This window comes from Lysinibacillus sp. NPDC095746, from assembly GCF_044763535.1.
Lineage (GTDB): Bacteria > Bacillota > Bacilli > Bacillales_A > Planococcaceae > Lysinibacillus.
In genome coordinates, this window is the sequence record NZ_JBIWGL010000013.1 from 16,325 (window position 1) to 32,547 (window position 16,223).

Genomic DNA, 16,223 nt, shown 5'->3' on the forward strand with positions numbered 1-16,223 from the left:
CAATAGGTGACTGAACTCAATATCAAACTATAGACCAACTACAATTAAATACGAGTTGAATTGCCTTTATTTTACTTGAAAAAAAGTTAAAATGCAAAGGTCTAGTTTCCTATTGTCTTTTTTAGGATAAACTCTTTCGAGGTTGCCCACTAACTCGAATCAAAATAAAACTGGAAAGGTTATGACATTCCCGATGCAAACAAATGTCTAGGATACCAATACAAGCTTCCTTGTTGACTTGGGTATCTGAATGGTGCTAGCGACCATTAACGGCTAGGAGTGGAAGGTCTGATTAGTTACGGCTATACAGAATACATAATACATTGTAATTGTTGTTGAGTTTCTCATAACAGTAGAATAAGCATTTACGATACACGCAGAAGGCATGTAGACGGATTACAAGACGTTTCGGGGGCAGAAGTAGAAACTATATGTATTGTTCGAGAGAACGCATTTAACAAGGGCATACATAACGGATACCTCAAATGACGGATTCATGTACATATAAGAAAATGGCTGTCTATATTTCAGATTCTATTAATTTAGTTTCTGAAATGTAGGCAGCCATTTTGCACCAAGCCGTTGTCCTCAATTCTGGCTTCATGTTGGGGTAAACGCTGAAATAATGCAAGTAAATATGAAGAATTAAGGTTAGTAGTGCTTATATATTGATTATTAATGGTGTGAAAAATTAAATAATTCAGTTAGAATATTTGTATCAATGAAATTTGGGGGATATTAGATGAACTTGAAAGAAGAAAAAGAGAAATATTGTAAAGAAAACCCTGTGGATTATGTAAAAATTTTGGATTTACTCAATCAATATCCATCAGAGTATGAAGTCTTGAAAACAATCTATCAAGTAATAAAATTGTACGTCCCAGATAAAGTATATAAATATTATTCTTTAACTGAAGATGCAGAATTAAATTCATTAAAATTCAATACTTTAGAAAATAGAGAGGTGTATTTATCTCATTCTGACGATTTTAATGATCCATTTGATAATAGATCCTATTTTTATGATATTGAAATAATGAGGAAACATAATTTTGGATATTTTTTCGATGAAAGTTTTGTGGATGAAAATACAAAAAAACCAAATTAGCATCATTCTCAGCATCCGGTTTTGGTAATTTACCAATGTGGGCACATTATTCTAATAATCATAAAGGGTACTGTGTAAGTTATTCTACAGATTTTAATATTAATGAGGAATTATCTCCATCTTTGTTTCCAGTACAGTATTTAGATGGACGTGTTGATATTACCAATTATTTAGAGGGTTTTTTGAAACACATGGATACTAAATATACTGAAGCTATAAAGGGGCAGAAACATGAAATATTAATAGACAATCTTCAGATATTATGGGTTGTAATACTAACTTCTTATATTAAAGAGAAAAAATGGGAATACGAACAAGAATTTAGGGTGATGAAACCAGCAAATGTACCAAAATCAGAATTTATTAAAGCAAACCCAGCTGCTATTTATATAGGGGAAAAATGCAAAGAGGAACATAAGTTGAGATTAGTTAATATTGCTTTTATAATGAATATTCCTATTTATCAAATGGTAGTAAATCCAGCTTCAAAAAGCTTTGAATTAGTTCCCGAACAGATAAATATATAAAAAAGAAATAGAACAAGGAGGAACCGAAACTTAATTTTTAGAACAAAATAGTGGATTAGCAATAACTTATAAGGGAATAAAGAAATTTGTGATTGGTTGAAGTAGGAGTGGGAAAATGCAAAATTTTATTAATAGATATTATCTTTATTACACAAATGTATTAAAAGGTAAATACACACAAGAAGAATTAATTAATAAAATGAAAGAAAAATTTGGTTTATCTTCAGAGTGCATAAGTATAGAACAATTAGGTCGTCATCATCATTTTGATTGTATAGTTATTTCTGTAAATGATGTTCTACTTGCCATTCCGTTGGAGAATAAACAAGAGATACTGCAAAGGGGTAATATAACATTATCGTTGGGTGAAACGTTATTTGAAACACAACAATGGATTCTTCCCCCTTTTATTGCAATGGTGATGTTAGAAAATTAGCTTTAACTCCATTAGGGGAGGAATCACTGCGGTTATTTGAAAAAATATATTCGCCAATAATAATAGTTCGACAATTGAAAGGAACATATAGCAAAATACCTGAATTTAAGTCACATTTACATTTAATAATTCAGGCTATTGAAGGTTTTTATATCAATCACATAGCTGCATCAATTACACTGTTGCTTACTGTTATTGAAGGAATTGCCAGAGAGTATTGCGATAACAATTCGATAAAATATAATTCATCAGGTTCAACGAGTGCATTTAAAGCAGTGTTAAAGAATCAAAAAACGATTTGGTGTAATGAAATTTTGTTTGAAAAGAAGTATAAATTACCGGGTGATTATCATGAAGATGTATTTTTAAGAAGAATAGATGAAGGGATGGATATTTTAATTTCATATGAGAAGTATGGATTAGAATATTTATATAAATCCAATTCAGAACATCCTTTAAATAGACATTCAATTTTACACGGCGTAAACAAAAATTTTTATATTGATATTAACTTTTATAGATTGTTTTCGTGTTTAGAAGCACTTGCATTTGCCATCTCACTTAATCCTTTTTATTATGGTGCGGATACTCCTGAAGAAGCCATTGAACTCTTAATGCGATTCGAAAAATTACAAAAAGTATCTACTTTACTATAAAAAATAAAACCCCTACAGTATCAAAATCGTCTTCTAATAGTAGGGGAATTTACAAATCACTTTCAAGATAATCTTGTAAAATCGTTCTCATTCGCTTACTTGGAATATATAAATTAATCGCTTCACCATCCCTAATCTGGCTTCTCCATATCCACTGGAAAAGTTCAGATAATGCGTACATATCTTCAACTACTTCAACACCTTTTGAAAGAAAGAATTTCTTTTCATAAGTGTTCATGAAGCGATTTACTGCATATGCAAGTGACTTTTTCCTTAAATTCGTTGATAACACGTGCATTACAAGAAACAAGTCCTATAGTGGTCGTAAGTTTAGTTTTTTTTATTCTTCTTTCTATTGTTAGCAATCATATCAAATTCAGCAATTAGATTTTTATCTGGTACAGAAGTACCCTTCCAAAAGATTCGTGGATTAAGCTTTAGATATTTTTCATTTTTACTTTCCACTTTTACAAAGGTTGTTTGTCCATTTAGAAGGATAGAAGAAAGTGATAGACTCATTTTTTTACTGTCTTTCAAGTCTAGTAGTTTAGCTATTTCAGAAAGCGAAAAGTAATCAATATCTTCAATGTGTCTAACTTCAGGATTTTTACAAATGATGTTGCTAGAATGGTGCAAATAAGGAATGAGTGCAAAGACCGGATAAAGTGCAGTAGGTGAATATTTTCGTTTTCCTGTTTCTGTTTTTGCTTCATATAGTTCACGGATTTGATAAATATAAGTTCTAACTAACATTTTTGGCTTTGCTTTTCCTGTAGTCCTACCGTAAAAATTAAATTTTTCGTTCCATTTAAAAGCATCAGCAGAAGGAATAAGTATTTGATGATTAATCAGCTTGTTAAAAAATTTTGAATATACGTTTCTACTTATTTCTAAGCATTCTTAATATTAGCTTTTGAAAGCTTTATTCCATTACCAAAAGATAAATACCCAGTTCCATTTAAATAGGTTGCAAGATAAAAAATCATGGTCAAATCGGCTTTAGTAAATTCAGGGGAATGAATTAAATAGTTAATTTGTTCAGGGTATGACCATATGAATTTTCTAGCTTCGGCATTAAATTCTTCAAAAGCAGCTTTCGCTTTTTCGTTATTTTTTACAAAAGCATCCTGTTTCCTACTTCTTAAATAATGAACTTCTCTGCCTAACGGGCTTCTTTTTTGGCAGAAAGAGAGAATGAATCGTATATGATAATTCAATCAACAAAATAAAATCTATATAATCTTTATGCTTTTTTGATATAAAGGTTGTGAGATTAGACTGCCATATATTATACTATACTTAATTCGGTCTTATTTCGAGAACTGTAATATTGAATTAGCTTAAAATATAACGATTGTTTAAATAAAATTTAACTAGGTCGGGGGTTCGAATCCCTCCTGGGACGTCAATAGGTAGTTTTAAAAATAGAAACTACAGAGTGAAAAACACCTTAAATCCTTTGATATCAAGGATTTAAGGTGTTTTTTGTAATTTTTAGAAGTCGTTAAAAAGAGTTAAAAAATAAAAGTTTTCTACACATTTTCTACACTTCCCAATTTTAGTTGAAGGCATTAACATCATCTTTTTTAAATACATCTGCTGTTTTTCTGGAATCACGTTTACGAAGTTCTTTTAGTACATGGGCATATGTAGAAGAAGTAATTTCTATACTTGAATGACCTAGACGTTCAGACACATAAATCAAATTTACTTCTTCAAAAAGTAAAATGCTCGCATGTGTGTGACGTAATCTGTGGACAGTAATGAGTGGTGTTATAAGAGGATGCCAATAGTAACGGTCTACTTTGTGATTACGGCCAGCGATTTGTACCACCAACGACATACTTTGTACCAATGAGTGACAAGATATTTACCACTGAATGACAGACCTTTTACCTCCTGTTTAATTAGTGAACATACCTAATGTAATGACATTTTTTATATAAGATTGACGTTTGACAAATCAATTGTTAATATATTAGATATCTAACATATTAGTAGGTGATTTTTTGTCCTTATATGAACAGGTTAAGCGCATTAATGAAGCAGAATATACGATAAACCGTTTGATATATAAGCATTATAAGCAATATTTAAATAGTGGCATTACAACACAACAAGCGGTTGTATTGGATATTGTGTATTTAGCAAAACGTATTACGGTGGGTGAAATTGCGATTGAAATGAATATTAGCTCTAGCGCAGTTAGCCAATTAATAGCGAAGTTGGAAAAGAATAAATATATCAAACGAGAAATTAATCTACAAAATCGCCGTGAAGTATTTATAACGTTAGCTGAAAACGGATTGGAGTATTTTTCGAAGCAAGATTATGTAGAACAGCAAATTGCAGATAAAATTTACAGCAAAATTTCATCAAATGAGTTAAACGAATTAGAACGCATTGTTGAAAAATTAAGGGAGATCGCAATGAAGGAATTATAAAATTTCTTCATGTCTAATATGTTAGGTATCTAATTTATTTAGGAGGTTAACAAGTGGAGGATTTACTTAAAAATATCTCGTTTAATGGTGCAATGTATTATGAAAAACATGAACAAATCAAGCAGTATTATCATGGTTATCAGGATATCTCAGAGCAACATCTTATTACTGAAAATACACAATTTAATCTTGCGTCGTTAAGTAAAATGTATACAGCGGTAATGACATTTCAACTAATTGAAAAAGGACAGCTACAGTTAGATGATAAAATTACAAATTGGTTTAACGCACCTCATTTTACAAATGTGACAGTTGCACACTTACTTACACACACATCAGGTATTCCAGAGTATATTGCAGAAGATTTTACAAAAAGTGTTGAAACATTTGTCGAGACGGCACTGCCACAACATATGCCGAATGAGCATTGGTTCTATAGCAATACGAATTATGTTTTACTTGCAAAAATTATTGAAGAAGTGAGTAGCTTATCGTATGAAATATATTTACAACAATATATTGCAAGACCATTAAATCTCACTAGTACAACAACACAGCCTACAAAACAATACGAAGCGCAAAATCATACGTATGATTACGAGGAGCAACGATATAAAAAGGTAAATAATGACCCATATTATTGCAAAATTGAAAAATATAATAATATATTTGGTGACGGTGGTATTTATGCAACGGTGGCAGAGGTAGCAAAGTTTTTAAAAGCATTTTTGCAAGGACGGTATATTAGCAAAGAGTTTGTGCAATCCATGTTAACACCAATAGAAGTCGCTGAGCATTATAGTTATGGTTTTATCGTACAAGATGACTGGGTTGGTCATACAGGTGGATGGATCGGTTGTTCAGCACAAGCTTTTATTAATACTTCCACAAAGGATATGATTGTATTAGCAACGAATCAAGAAGTGTTTCCGCAATATGAACAAGAAATTGTGAATTACTTAATGGGAATACAATATTCTGTAGAAGCACCAAAACATATAGAGATATTATCGCTTACTAATAAGGATGATATTACAGGTCAATATGAATTAGCAGATGAACTTAGCACAAGATTTACGATCATAAAGGATAGACAATTTATGATTTCATTTGACCATCAGTTGTCTGTGCCACTTTATAAAATAGATGAGTCATATTATTGGGTACACAATACGATGAGTTATGTAGATGTTGAGAATCAATTATTTATCGATGAAGGTGTTGAAGTACCTTATCATAAAGTCAATTGATATAGTCATAAAAGAAGTACTTGTAATAAAGAGCATTTAATAGAGCTACGGCAAATAAAAGAGAGGCTGGGACATAACTAAATGGTTCCTTTATGAAGCCGAATAATCTCTTATTTTTGTTCAAACCATATTTTAGACTCACTACCGTTAGCAGATAACTTGAAAGATGAATTACACAAAGTTGTATTAGCTTCAAAAGTATATTCTGTGGGAGATTTTATAAAAGCTAAGAACGTTCTTTTCAAAATTGCAATGGATATTAAAGAAGGTATTTTGACGGTTGCTAGTACATTAAGAGCTGTATTTGTAGGGGGGTATCGAAAGGCTGTAGAGCGTTTAAATAAGAAGCCTAATAAAATCATCATCTGTGGAGGGCAAAGAGCACAGGGAACGTCCATTGCCTTTCTATAATTGGTTAGAGGAAAGGAATATTCATAAACAATAAATAAGCGCATGACTCAATTTAACCTTTTTTAAATCATACACTTATTTATTGTATTAATAGTAGTGGGAATTCTTTATACAATATTAATACCCGCACTTGCAGTACCTTCAACTGAGAAATTTAATGCAGGAGGATTTATTATTGATGAAATGTAAAATACCATTAATAAACGATCCCCAGCCGATACTGGTACAGGCTCAACATTTGCTGAACCAAAAGTTATTCCTGCTGGAACTCCAGCGACAGGTGGAGCTAAATCAACACGTACATTTGTAGCAGTGAAGATGTTACTTCCTACAGGCGCACGATAAATTTGAGCTGTTATAGTAGTAAGCCCTCCACGGTTAAGATCTAAAAAGTAATTAAATGCTGCGGAAATAGCAGTAATATTACCATTGCGTGGAACTGAGAAGGCTTCGCTTAAAAGTCCAGATAAATCTATAGTATTGTTTAAGATAGGCACACCATTAATAGCAGTACCGAATCCTATAAGACTAGACGTTAAACCAAAGTCAGGTCCTATAGTAACTACAGAAGTTGAAATTCCCGAGGAAAAAGGGATTATTGAACCGCTATCGTTTTCTTCGCCACTTTCATTAAAGTTTATACAGTTAATATTTTTTGCCACAAAAGGTCCAAAATTTTCGCATTCTATTTGTGGTGATAAACCATTACACCTTTCATTATTTATGCGCACAATTTTCCCTCCTTTCATCTTATGCTATGTGGAAGAAAGTAAGTGAGGAGGGCTATTAACTTAATGGAGTTTTATTTATTTGGTGGAGGCGTCCACAAAAAATTGTGCTTAATGAACCATCGTTATATAATTGGCTGGAATGGTAGAGAGGGGAATATAAGGCATGGAACAACAAAAACAAATGACTATGAATGGTTTTTTAGAACAACCAATAAAAAACCTTCCACAGATGTTAATAAAGCTATTGATAAGAAGAAATATAAAGAGTCTCGTGTAAGGGTGTATATTGTACGGAGATAAAGAATAATAGTTTAATGTTTATGAAATTATATTAAAAACTCCAACCATAAGATTTCACTTCAATTGTAGAAATATTTTTTTATAACCTCCGGTGGTACATCAGGATAACTTAAATCGCATATTACCTTATGTCCCAACGGGCGTGTCCCAACGAGAGACAGTCGATGAAGCTAGTAATGACGCTGTTTGCCATCCACAAACTGAACCAAGCATCTATATCTTTTACTCTTTTAAGTTCTAAACAAGCAAATAATATTTATAACTTTGCGGATGAAATTGCTTTGCAAAAAGAAAAGAAAAAAGAATACATGAATGAGTACCAGGTTATGCTGTTCGATTTCATGCACTCATTACCTAAACCTGATGATCTTAAAGATGAATTACACAAAGTTGTATTAGCTTCAAAAGTAAATTCTGTGGAAGACTTCATCAAATCTAAGAATGTGCTATTCAAAATTGTAATGGACATTAAAGAAGGTGTGCTTACAGTTACAAGCACATTAAGAGCCGTATTTGTAGGAGCTTTTAGCAAGGCTATAGAACGTCCTATATTGAAGCATAATTTATCAAAATTTATCATTCTCAATAGAAGAAACACCTTATAAAGAACGTCCTGTGCCTTTCTATAAAGAGATGTTATTTTTAAACAATATTAATTCCTGCGCTTGCGTAGCCAGCAATAGCGACTCCTGTTTCCAATACATGAAATACCATTATTAAACTATCACCTATAGCTACCGATACAGGTTGGATATTAGCTGTTCCAGAAGATATTTCTCCTATTCCTGAAAGTGCTGTTATTGACGGAGCCAAATCAACACTTGCATTTGTAGCAGTGAAACTATTACTACCTACAGGTGCACGGAAAATCTGTGCTCGAACTGTCGCAGTTTCTAAGTCCAATACTCCTCCTAAATAGGTGAATGACGCTGAAATAGATGTAATATTACCGCCACGTGAAACAGTGAAGGCTTCACTAGGAAGTCCAATTAAGTTAATTGTATTACCAATAAGAGGAACTAAAGATACAGAACTACCAAAACCTATAAGAGCGACATTGTTAGTACCATTGCCAAAATTGTCACCGAATAAAATAAATCCAAATCCAGAGGAAAATGGAATTATGGATCCGCCAATAGGAATGGAAGTACTGATGCAATTAATATCATTAGCAGTAAATGTTCCGAAATTATCGCATTTTTTAATAGTTAATGATTCATTATTACTCCCACAATTATTCATGTAATGGTTATCTCCTTTTTGTCTTTATAATATGCGGTAAAGGGGAGGGGTATAAAGGCTATAAACCACGTTTTTGATAGTTAACCTAATCAGAGTAATCGAATTTATAATTGGTTGAATGAGCGTGATGGCCTTTCGCAATCAATTAGTAGTAGACCATATAATTTAGAGAAATGAGTAAAATGGTAGAGGAGAAAAATAATGTTATTGAAAAAACACTATACTTTTGTAGGGTTTTTAACATCCATTGGTAGAATATTAAGTTACTGGTATATAATACTATGATATTATGTTTTCTAATATAAAACAGTGTAGGGGGAGAATAATGAAAAAACTATTTACTGTGTTACTAGCAGCAATTGTATTTGCAGTATTAAATCCAACAAAATCAGAAGCGAAAGTGATGTATGATGGAGCAGAAGTTGTAAAAGGGCAAACCGGAAAAATGACCTTTAAAAAAGACATCAAGGTATACAAAAAAAATTCAGATGGTACCTTTGAATCTTTAGTGGTTAAGCGAAATAACTTCTTTAGAACGTATGATATTGAAAAATATGATAAAAAAATATTCTATCAAATGGGGCAATATCGCGTACAAGCAACGGATTTGGTAGTTTTCAAAGAAGTACCAATAAAAATTCGTTCATCTTTCTACAACAATCCAACTTATATTGTTATCAATCGTGATGGTATTTATAATATGGGATATTACGGTAAATATTTCCAAGATGGTGGCATTGGTGGTATTTCTTTCTTGGGTACAAATAATGGACAACTGCTGAAGCTTTCCGAGAGCTATGGGGGTGAAGGGTTATGGTATGATAAATATCCCGGTACAGATCTTAAAATCGCTGAGACAATATCGAGAGAAAGCAATGTACGTTTTGAGTTAACAAAAGATGCAGGTGGGAGAAGCACTCCCTTAAATGAAGTAAAACCTTTAACAATACATGCAAAAGGAAGCATTTTTACATCACTAGGTGTTGAAGTTAATGGTTATTTATATGTGGACAAAGGCTTAGAAGGAAATGACGAACAATATTTTTGGCTTCCAGTAGATTTATTAAAGCCAGTTGGAGATAAGTGATAGATTAAGAATTATATAAAGTCCTCTTATTTTTTTGATAAGGGGACTATTTTTTATGGTTGATTGACATGAGGATAGGATGTTTACCGATGTCTTGGGTTTAGCTAAAAAACTATTAGATGACCACTCCATGATGGGTGGTCAAAAAATTCAAGGTAAACAAAAGGTAATCATTCTGTTTGTAAACCATTGATATATCAATATTGTAGTATGTTCTCCTGGGACGTCATTATTGCGTTATAAATCGCGTCAAATAGCCTTCTAGCGTAGTTTTATAGCGGTCAATGAAGCGGTCTAACTGCGGAAATTGAAACGCCTTCTAACTAAACGTTAGAGGTTTTTTGCTTGTCTAATAAAAGAAACGGTTTAAATGTAGGTGTGGATTTAAATGGAATATTCAGCGCGGAGGATAGCAAGAACCCGATCGTTGTTAATCCGAAGTCTGTGCTATCTATCGAAAAAGCGTTAGAAATTGTCGTAAGACAGATGCGAGCGAGCGGATTGCGTGAGCGTACGGTTCACGATTATGAAACGTACGTAAACGATTTTGTTCGTAAGACAGGCGTTGAATACTTGCTTGCTATAGATGCTGACGCCATTTACGGATGGTTAGGGCAAATGAAAGTAAAGAATACGACAAAGCGCGTTCGTTTGAAGTGCTTCTGCGCGTTTCTCGGCTAGTGTTTTAATAATGGTTGGCTTAACGATATAGCTTTGTTTATATATGTAATGGTGTAATTAACGACATTCCAGTTAAATACTCACCCACGCCAACGGGTTGAGTCGCTAATCCTGCTCCAACAGTATCGGCATTCGCTTGGGCTTGCGCCAACATTGACCAAAATAAAACTAGAGGCGGCTACAAACGTCTTTAGTCATTTTTTGATATTAATTTTCGTGATTTGGCATCATAAATTTCATAACCGATTTCAAAGATATGGTCTTTTGTAACAGTCACCTTACAATAGTAAGGAATTGACTTACCATAAGCATCTAGCTCAGGGATTTCGCTAAAGTAATATTGTTCATCAGTATCTATCATGTTAAAAGATGCTTCTGCAGAGCGCCCGGAAGAAGAAACTTCAATCGTACAATCTCCACTAATAACATCATAATCTTTTTGAATAACAGATTTTAGACTTGGTAGGGTAAGCACTAACAAAGTAACACCTACTAAAAAACCAAAAAGAGACTTAAATCCATCAAAGGATAGAAGTTCTTTGTCTTGATACATAAAAATTAATAATATAGCTTGCGAGAGAACAAGCAATAATCCTATTGAAAGTACTATATAATACAATTTTTCACTTCCTATGTTTAACTGTTGAATATTTCATTGTAGCAAATATAAAGTTGATCTAACATATTTTATCGTTTTATTCTTATCAAGGTAAACAGGATTATTATTCCGTTAAATATTGTCATTCATAATTAATTGAATAAAGTGGTCCAAAATCGGGATTATGCTCATGTTCATAAAGATGCTAGATGTCTATTTTAAATCGAATCCCTTTTACTTATATCGATTCCATCACCAATCGTATATAATTTAGCTTTGTCTAATGTTTTACATTGAAATGAAAACAAAAAAGATTGGCCAAGATACGTTTACGTTACCAAGTGAAACCGCATATACGTGCTGAATCAATTTGAAAAGCTTTGAGTTAGGTTCTGGGGCAACGCTGATGATTGGGCATTAAACAATCTGGCTACAGGTGATGGATGTTCCTTAGCAATATAATATGCTGGCAACTACAGTACATGATTAACAGGAACTGTAAATATAGCAAGATATGCTGGTCAATATGTTGAAATCAAAGGAAAAAAGGTGAACCTAACAGTTTCAGGTTGGGGCTATACGACGAGTGCAGCAACAACTGGTATTCACAATTAGTCTGTTCCACAAATGCGAGTGGGACTTCTTAAAATGAGCATGCGACTAGATGGCAATTTGCAAAAAATACTTTCATTGCAGACAAGGATTTTGTCAGAGCAAAAGTATATGTCAATTCGAACAGCTATGGCTTTTTTGACAATATTAAAGTAGAGCAAACAGGTTCAGGCGTATCAAAATCGTATACCAATCTTTCAGAAGTTAAGTAAGGGAGGGAATAGGATGGAATATAATATTATTTTTTCGGCCGAAAAAGAGTTATATATAGAACATTTATATACTATTGAGGGGTATTCTACATTTAAAATAAAAGTGAAATCTGGTGAATTCAAAGGTGCGACCAATTTTTGCTTATCGCAAAATAATATTGATACAATCACAAATATCTTATCTAACATGTACAATATGTTAGAAGGTGTTTGTGAAATAGAAGATAATGATTCAGATTCTGTATTGAGTTTGTGTATAAATAATAAATTAGGGCATTTAGTTGTCCATGGCCAAATCGGAGGAAGTCATGAGACACATAACATGAAATTTGAATTTTTGACAGATCAGACAGTGTTAGAATCATTAAAAAAGGTATTCGATATTTATAAATCTTAAGGTGCAAAGGACAAGTATAAAATATTGGGTTTAGAAACTTTCTGGAGTTCGTTATTTTAAAAGCACTAGGATGAGCACATATAATGCTAATCTTAATAGGATAGGTGATTAATAATGCACAAGTACAGTATTTCTAAGTATGACCCTTTGTTCAGGGATGAAGCTGGATGTTATCAAAAAAATGAGTGGACTGCAATCAGTGATATTGGGAAATCTTTCGATGGAATATTATTAACGGATGAAGAGTATATAGGGATAGAGGATAAATATGTTGATGCAGTGAAACTAATAATTAAATTTCATTCACTTACTAGTTTATCTGTAGCAAATTTATGTCATTCATTCTCAAAAGAAGAATTTTTAAATTTAATAAAACCTTATTCCCAGTTGTACTCCGAAAGTTTACTTGACTTCTATTCAAATTTTAATGGAAGTCAGGCGGGTCTTGACGAAGTTGAGAGTTTATGTAGGTTACAGCTTAGAGAAGATATTGGGGTTGATATATTTTCTCCGAGAAAGCTAAAAATATTTATCGGATACGATTATTTAATGGGGGTTCATAGTTCAAAATCTCTGGAGCCAATTATTCCAGAAATAAACGCTATGGGATTGTTTGTCGAAAAATTTGATTAATAAACTGAATAGTCCTTAATACAACATTTGGTATTGCCTTTCCGGAAAAAGAAGAATAGAAGGAAAGAACGACCTGTAATTGGTACAGGATTATTTTGGTGAAAATTTTAGGTTGTAATTCATAGTGAAAAAGGAATAAAAGACATATAGAATAAGGGATCGTTTAATTGAATTAATAATACGATTCAACAAAGACGTAGCAAATGATGCCTATTTAAATATACTTTATAGGTAAAATTTGATGGTGCTCTTACTAGTCGTGACAGAACTGCAAATGGCGCTTGAAACGGAAAAGTTGAGCAAGGAAGATATTATGATAAAAATGGGAATGCTGACCTGGATATTGACTATACAAATCATGGAAATTCGAAGTAACACCCAAAAGTACCTCATAGACATGACTGGAACTGCACTAGTAGAGGTCTAGTTTATTAAAAAGGAGCAAAGTACATGGGTGAAAAAGAATATTTAGAATTCAAAAAACTCATTTCAATGGGTGACGAACTCAATTTTTACTATAAAGAGGATGAATACTGGATAAGTCATAGTTTAGAAAAATCCTTCCTATCAAGAACTAAAGATTCGTACACACAAGAGTTTAATGGCTACAATGAACTATTTGAAAATGCAACAATAGAGGGTATAGGAATTTCCAAAATATATCCAAAACTAAGACTACTAAAATAAAAATAGTAATGTATAAAAGGGCCGAGTTTAGTATTAGATTACTCAAACTTGGTCTTTGCTTGATTTAATCCTACTTTCGATAAAGAAGAAAAAGACAAATTCAGGTGTGATGGGTTATCTTTAAATTAGGGTAAACATGATAGTTGTAAACCGTTGATATATCAGTATTGTCCTCCTGGGACGTCTATAGATCCAGATAGAATAAATTTGAACCAACTGAAAAGCGCTTCAGATCCTTTGTTATCAAGGATTTGAAGTGCTTTTCCTTTTTTGAGAATACGTTAGAAAAGGATGGAGAATGAATAGAGAGAAAATTTTTATGGAGAAATGTATCATATCATCTAAAAAAACTTAAAAAAATGGAGAAAAAAATATCGCTAGCATAAATCAATGTTTATGCTCTCTTTTTTTGTTATTGTCTATAAACTCGTCGATTATGCTGCTAGTACGACGCTATCAGACGCTTCTCAAAGGCTACAAAAAGAAGAGGTTTTTTAAATCAATTTTAAAAGATTAATAGAATCTCAATAAATTTAGTGAAAACTCCAGATCTAATTTTTTAGGAATAAAGCATTTTCATTACAAACAGATAATCTGTATTTGTCGTCAATGAATCATTAGTAAAAATAATTTCGTTTTCATTAATCAATCTCAAAAGTAATTGATTTTAAAGGGATAGAAAGACCTTCCCCAACAGTTTTAATATAACTTTCTTTCAAGTCCATAAGTTGAAAAATAAAGTGTTTCTATCATTTCACAACTCCGAATAATTCTTATCCCATTTTACCCTCACTTTTTATTTCCTTATTGTTTTTGTTCAGGCATTGACGGATGGCAATCTCAGGGCGACGGAAAGGCATGGCTCACTGATGGAAGGAAGTCTTAGAGCAATTTTAAAATAATTTACTATAAGACAAGTGCGACAGTGACTAGAAAACTCTTAATATTTATGCTTTGGATCTTTTTAGATTAATATAACTGATTTTTTACCGTTTAAACGATTATTCAAATAATACATTTGCACCTTAATTTCAAAGTAAAGAGGTTTGGAATATTTATCCTACTTTTAATGCGTATTCGAAATCAATATAGTTCTAAAGGTAGCAAATATAAACATAGGTATTTTAACATAAAATTCAGAAATATTTATTTCCAATAAGATACAAATATGGTAGAGTTAAAAAGGGTGGATTAATGTTATTATTTGTTATATTGCCTTTTGTTTTCCAAAAAGAGTGTTTTGTGGGAGGTTGAAATGTGTGCTAATAAAGAAAAACATGTTGTAGTTGGAACTGGACCACTTGGGCTTGCAGTAATGAGAGAGCTTCTAATTAGGGAGAAAGAGGTCATAATGGTTAACCAAAAGAGTTTCATCGAACTTCCTAAGGACGTAATTTTAATCCATGCGAATGTTTCAAATTTTGAAGAGTCAGCTAATGCATTTAAGGGAGCAACAGTTGTATATCATTGTGCCAAACCTGATTATACGAAGTGGCCAGAGCAATTTCCGAATTTAAACAAAGGAATTATTTATGGAACAAGTCAAGCAGGGGCTAAATTGATTTATGCAGATAACCTTTTTATGTATGGTTCTTCAAAACAGCCGTACAATGAATCGTCGTTAAATCTTGCGAGTGATCGGAAGGGGTTAGTTAGAGCTCAAATGGCTGAAGAAATATTAGAAGCTCACTATAGTGGTACAATACGGGCCGCTATTGGAAGAGGACCTGATTTTTATGGTCCAAATGTTTTACATTCAATCCTAGGTGAAAGGGTATTTAAGTCTGCGTTACAAGGAAAAGCAGCTAAAGTAATTGGGTGCATAGATGTTCCTCATACACATATTTATATAAATGATTTCGCTAGAGGACTTGTAACTTTAGCAGAGAATGAAGAATCGCTTGGAGAAATATGGCATATCCCGAGTGATACTACTGTCACTACTAAAGAACTAATACAACTAGTTTATAAAGAAATACAGAAAACATTTAAAGTACAATGTGCTCCGAAACAAATATTCCGATTAATGGCATTGTTTAATCCTTATATGCGTGAAATGAAAGAAATTTATTATGTTTATAATCAACCATATATCGTTGATCATAGTAAGTATGAGCGTACATTTGGTCTAGAGGTTACACCGCATGCAAAAGCTATAAAAGAAACGTTAGATTGGTACCGAAATAACCTCTATTAAGAAAGTAATTTACG

The 16,223-nt window shown here is 32.5% G+C and carries 22 protein-coding genes; 15 read left to right on the forward strand and 7 right to left on the reverse strand.

The genetic code is table 11. The features are described from left to right. The first annotated feature begins 742 nt into the window (after positions 1–742). The 4 genes from ACIQ7N_RS11280 (at position 743) to ACIQ7N_RS11295 (ending at position 2,727) form a co-directional block, all read left to right on the forward strand. Entirely contained in the window at positions 743–1,108 is a 366-nt protein-coding gene (locus ACIQ7N_RS11280; RefSeq protein WP_402932000.1) for a hypothetical protein, read from the forward strand. Between the two features lie 35 nt (positions 1,109–1,143). Beyond that, positions 1,144–1,635, forward strand: a complete 492-nt coding sequence (locus tag ACIQ7N_RS11285) for a DUF2971 domain-containing protein (RefSeq protein WP_402932002.1) — start codon at positions 1,144–1,146, stop codon at positions 1,633–1,635. A 115-nt stretch (positions 1,636–1,750) separates the two neighbouring features. Continuing rightward, positions 1,751–2,071, forward strand: a complete 321-nt coding sequence (locus tag ACIQ7N_RS11290; RefSeq protein WP_402932004.1) for a hypothetical protein — start codon at positions 1,751–1,753, stop codon at positions 2,069–2,071. A gap of 74 nt (positions 2,072–2,145) precedes the next feature. Next, positions 2,146–2,727, forward strand: a complete 582-nt coding sequence (locus tag ACIQ7N_RS11295) for a hypothetical protein (protein ID WP_402932006.1) — start codon at positions 2,146–2,148, stop codon at positions 2,725–2,727. A 49-nt stretch (positions 2,728–2,776) separates the two neighbouring features. Here the strand turns inward: ACIQ7N_RS11295 and ACIQ7N_RS11300 are convergent, their stop codons facing one another. The 4 genes from ACIQ7N_RS11300 to ACIQ7N_RS11315 form a co-directional block, all read right to left on the reverse strand. Next, a complete protein-coding gene (locus tag ACIQ7N_RS11300; protein WP_402932008.1) occupies positions 2,777–3,025 on the reverse strand; it encodes a hypothetical protein in 249 nt (82 codons plus the stop codon). Positions 3,026–3,057: 32 nt separating this feature from the next. After that, entirely contained in the window at positions 3,058–3,480 is a 423-nt protein-coding gene (locus tag ACIQ7N_RS11305) for a hypothetical protein (RefSeq protein WP_402932010.1), read from the reverse strand. Between the two features lie 137 nt (positions 3,481–3,617). Next, on the reverse strand, positions 3,618–3,944 hold the full coding sequence (locus ACIQ7N_RS11310) for a hypothetical protein (RefSeq protein WP_402932012.1): 327 nt from the start codon (positions 3,942–3,944) through the stop codon (positions 3,618–3,620). Positions 3,945–4,285: 341 nt separating this feature from the next. Next, entirely contained in the window at positions 4,286–4,570 is a 285-nt protein-coding gene (locus tag ACIQ7N_RS11315; protein ID WP_402932014.1) for a tyrosine-type recombinase/integrase, read from the reverse strand. Between the two features lie 166 nt (positions 4,571–4,736). On the opposite strand from ACIQ7N_RS11315, the gene ACIQ7N_RS11320 reads away from it, so the two are divergent. From ACIQ7N_RS11320 to ACIQ7N_RS11330, 3 genes are all read left to right on the forward strand, one after another. Further along, entirely contained in the window at positions 4,737–5,171 is a 435-nt protein-coding gene (locus tag ACIQ7N_RS11320; RefSeq protein WP_402932016.1) for a MarR family winged helix-turn-helix transcriptional regulator, read from the forward strand. A 53-nt stretch (positions 5,172–5,224) separates the two neighbouring features. Then, positions 5,225–6,421 carry a serine hydrolase domain-containing protein gene (locus ACIQ7N_RS11325; protein WP_402932018.1) on the forward strand — a complete coding sequence of 399 codons (1,197 nt, stop codon included), beginning with the start codon at positions 5,225–5,227 and terminating at the stop codon, positions 6,419–6,421. Between the two features lie 159 nt (positions 6,422–6,580). Further along, positions 6,581–6,832: a hypothetical protein gene (locus ACIQ7N_RS11330; protein ID WP_402932020.1), complete on the forward strand. Its 252-nt coding sequence runs from the start codon at positions 6,581–6,583 to the stop codon at positions 6,830–6,832. 107 nt (positions 6,833–6,939) lie between these two features. On the opposite strand, the gene ACIQ7N_RS11335 is transcribed toward ACIQ7N_RS11330, so the two are convergent. After that, positions 6,940–7,563, reverse strand: a complete 624-nt coding sequence (locus tag ACIQ7N_RS11335) for an exosporium glycoprotein BclB-related protein (RefSeq protein WP_402932022.1) — start codon at positions 7,561–7,563, stop codon at positions 6,940–6,942. Positions 7,564–7,626: 63 nt separating this feature from the next. Here ACIQ7N_RS11335 and ACIQ7N_RS11340 point away from each other — a divergent pair, with 63 nt between their 5' ends. Both ACIQ7N_RS11340 and ACIQ7N_RS11345 read left to right on the forward strand, forming a co-directional pair. After that, positions 7,627–7,863, forward strand: coding sequence for a hypothetical protein (locus tag ACIQ7N_RS11340; protein WP_402932025.1), 237 nt, complete (start codon positions 7,627–7,629; stop codon positions 7,861–7,863). 164 nt (positions 7,864–8,027) lie between these two features. After that, positions 8,028–8,468 (forward strand): hypothetical protein, encoded by a 441-nt coding sequence (locus tag ACIQ7N_RS11345; protein ID WP_402932027.1) that lies wholly within the window; start codon positions 8,028–8,030, stop codon positions 8,466–8,468. Positions 8,469–8,505: 37 nt separating this feature from the next. On the opposite strand, the gene ACIQ7N_RS11350 is transcribed toward ACIQ7N_RS11345, so the two are convergent. Then, entirely contained in the window at positions 8,506–9,105 is a 600-nt protein-coding gene (locus tag ACIQ7N_RS11350) for an exosporium glycoprotein BclB-related protein (protein WP_402932029.1), read from the reverse strand. 325 nt (positions 9,106–9,430) lie between these two features. Here ACIQ7N_RS11350 and ACIQ7N_RS11355 point away from each other — a divergent pair, with 325 nt between their 5' ends. Both ACIQ7N_RS11355 and ACIQ7N_RS11360 read left to right on the forward strand, forming a co-directional pair. Then, a complete protein-coding gene (locus ACIQ7N_RS11355) occupies positions 9,431–10,192 on the forward strand; it encodes a hypothetical protein (RefSeq protein WP_402932031.1) in 762 nt (253 codons plus the stop codon). A gap of 345 nt (positions 10,193–10,537) precedes the next feature. After that, positions 10,538–10,873, forward strand: a complete 336-nt coding sequence (locus ACIQ7N_RS11360) for a hypothetical protein (RefSeq protein WP_402932033.1) — start codon at positions 10,538–10,540, stop codon at positions 10,871–10,873. Positions 10,874–11,063: 190 nt separating this feature from the next. Here the strand turns inward: ACIQ7N_RS11360 and ACIQ7N_RS11365 are convergent, their stop codons facing one another. Continuing rightward, positions 11,064–11,492: a hypothetical protein gene (locus ACIQ7N_RS11365; protein ID WP_402932035.1), complete on the reverse strand. Its 429-nt coding sequence runs from the start codon at positions 11,490–11,492 to the stop codon at positions 11,064–11,066. An 816-nt stretch (positions 11,493–12,308) separates the two neighbouring features. Here ACIQ7N_RS11365 and ACIQ7N_RS11370 point away from each other — a divergent pair. The 4 genes from ACIQ7N_RS11370 (at position 12,309) to ACIQ7N_RS11385 (ending at position 16,209) form a co-directional block, all read left to right on the forward strand. Then, positions 12,309–12,692 (forward strand): hypothetical protein, encoded by a 384-nt coding sequence (locus ACIQ7N_RS11370; RefSeq protein ID WP_248716740.1) that lies wholly within the window; start codon positions 12,309–12,311, stop codon positions 12,690–12,692. Between the two features lie 114 nt (positions 12,693–12,806). Further along, positions 12,807–13,325: a hypothetical protein gene (locus ACIQ7N_RS11375; protein ID WP_248716739.1), complete on the forward strand. Its 519-nt coding sequence runs from the start codon at positions 12,807–12,809 to the stop codon at positions 13,323–13,325. Positions 13,326–13,775: 450 nt separating this feature from the next. Continuing rightward, on the forward strand, positions 13,776–14,012 hold the full coding sequence (locus tag ACIQ7N_RS11380; protein ID WP_402932038.1) for a hypothetical protein: 237 nt from the start codon (positions 13,776–13,778) through the stop codon (positions 14,010–14,012). 1,255 nt (positions 14,013–15,267) lie between these two features. Then, positions 15,268–16,209: an NAD-dependent epimerase/dehydratase family protein gene (locus ACIQ7N_RS11385; protein WP_402932040.1), complete on the forward strand. Its 942-nt coding sequence runs from the start codon at positions 15,268–15,270 to the stop codon at positions 16,207–16,209. Positions 16,210–16,223 lie beyond the last annotated feature (14 nt).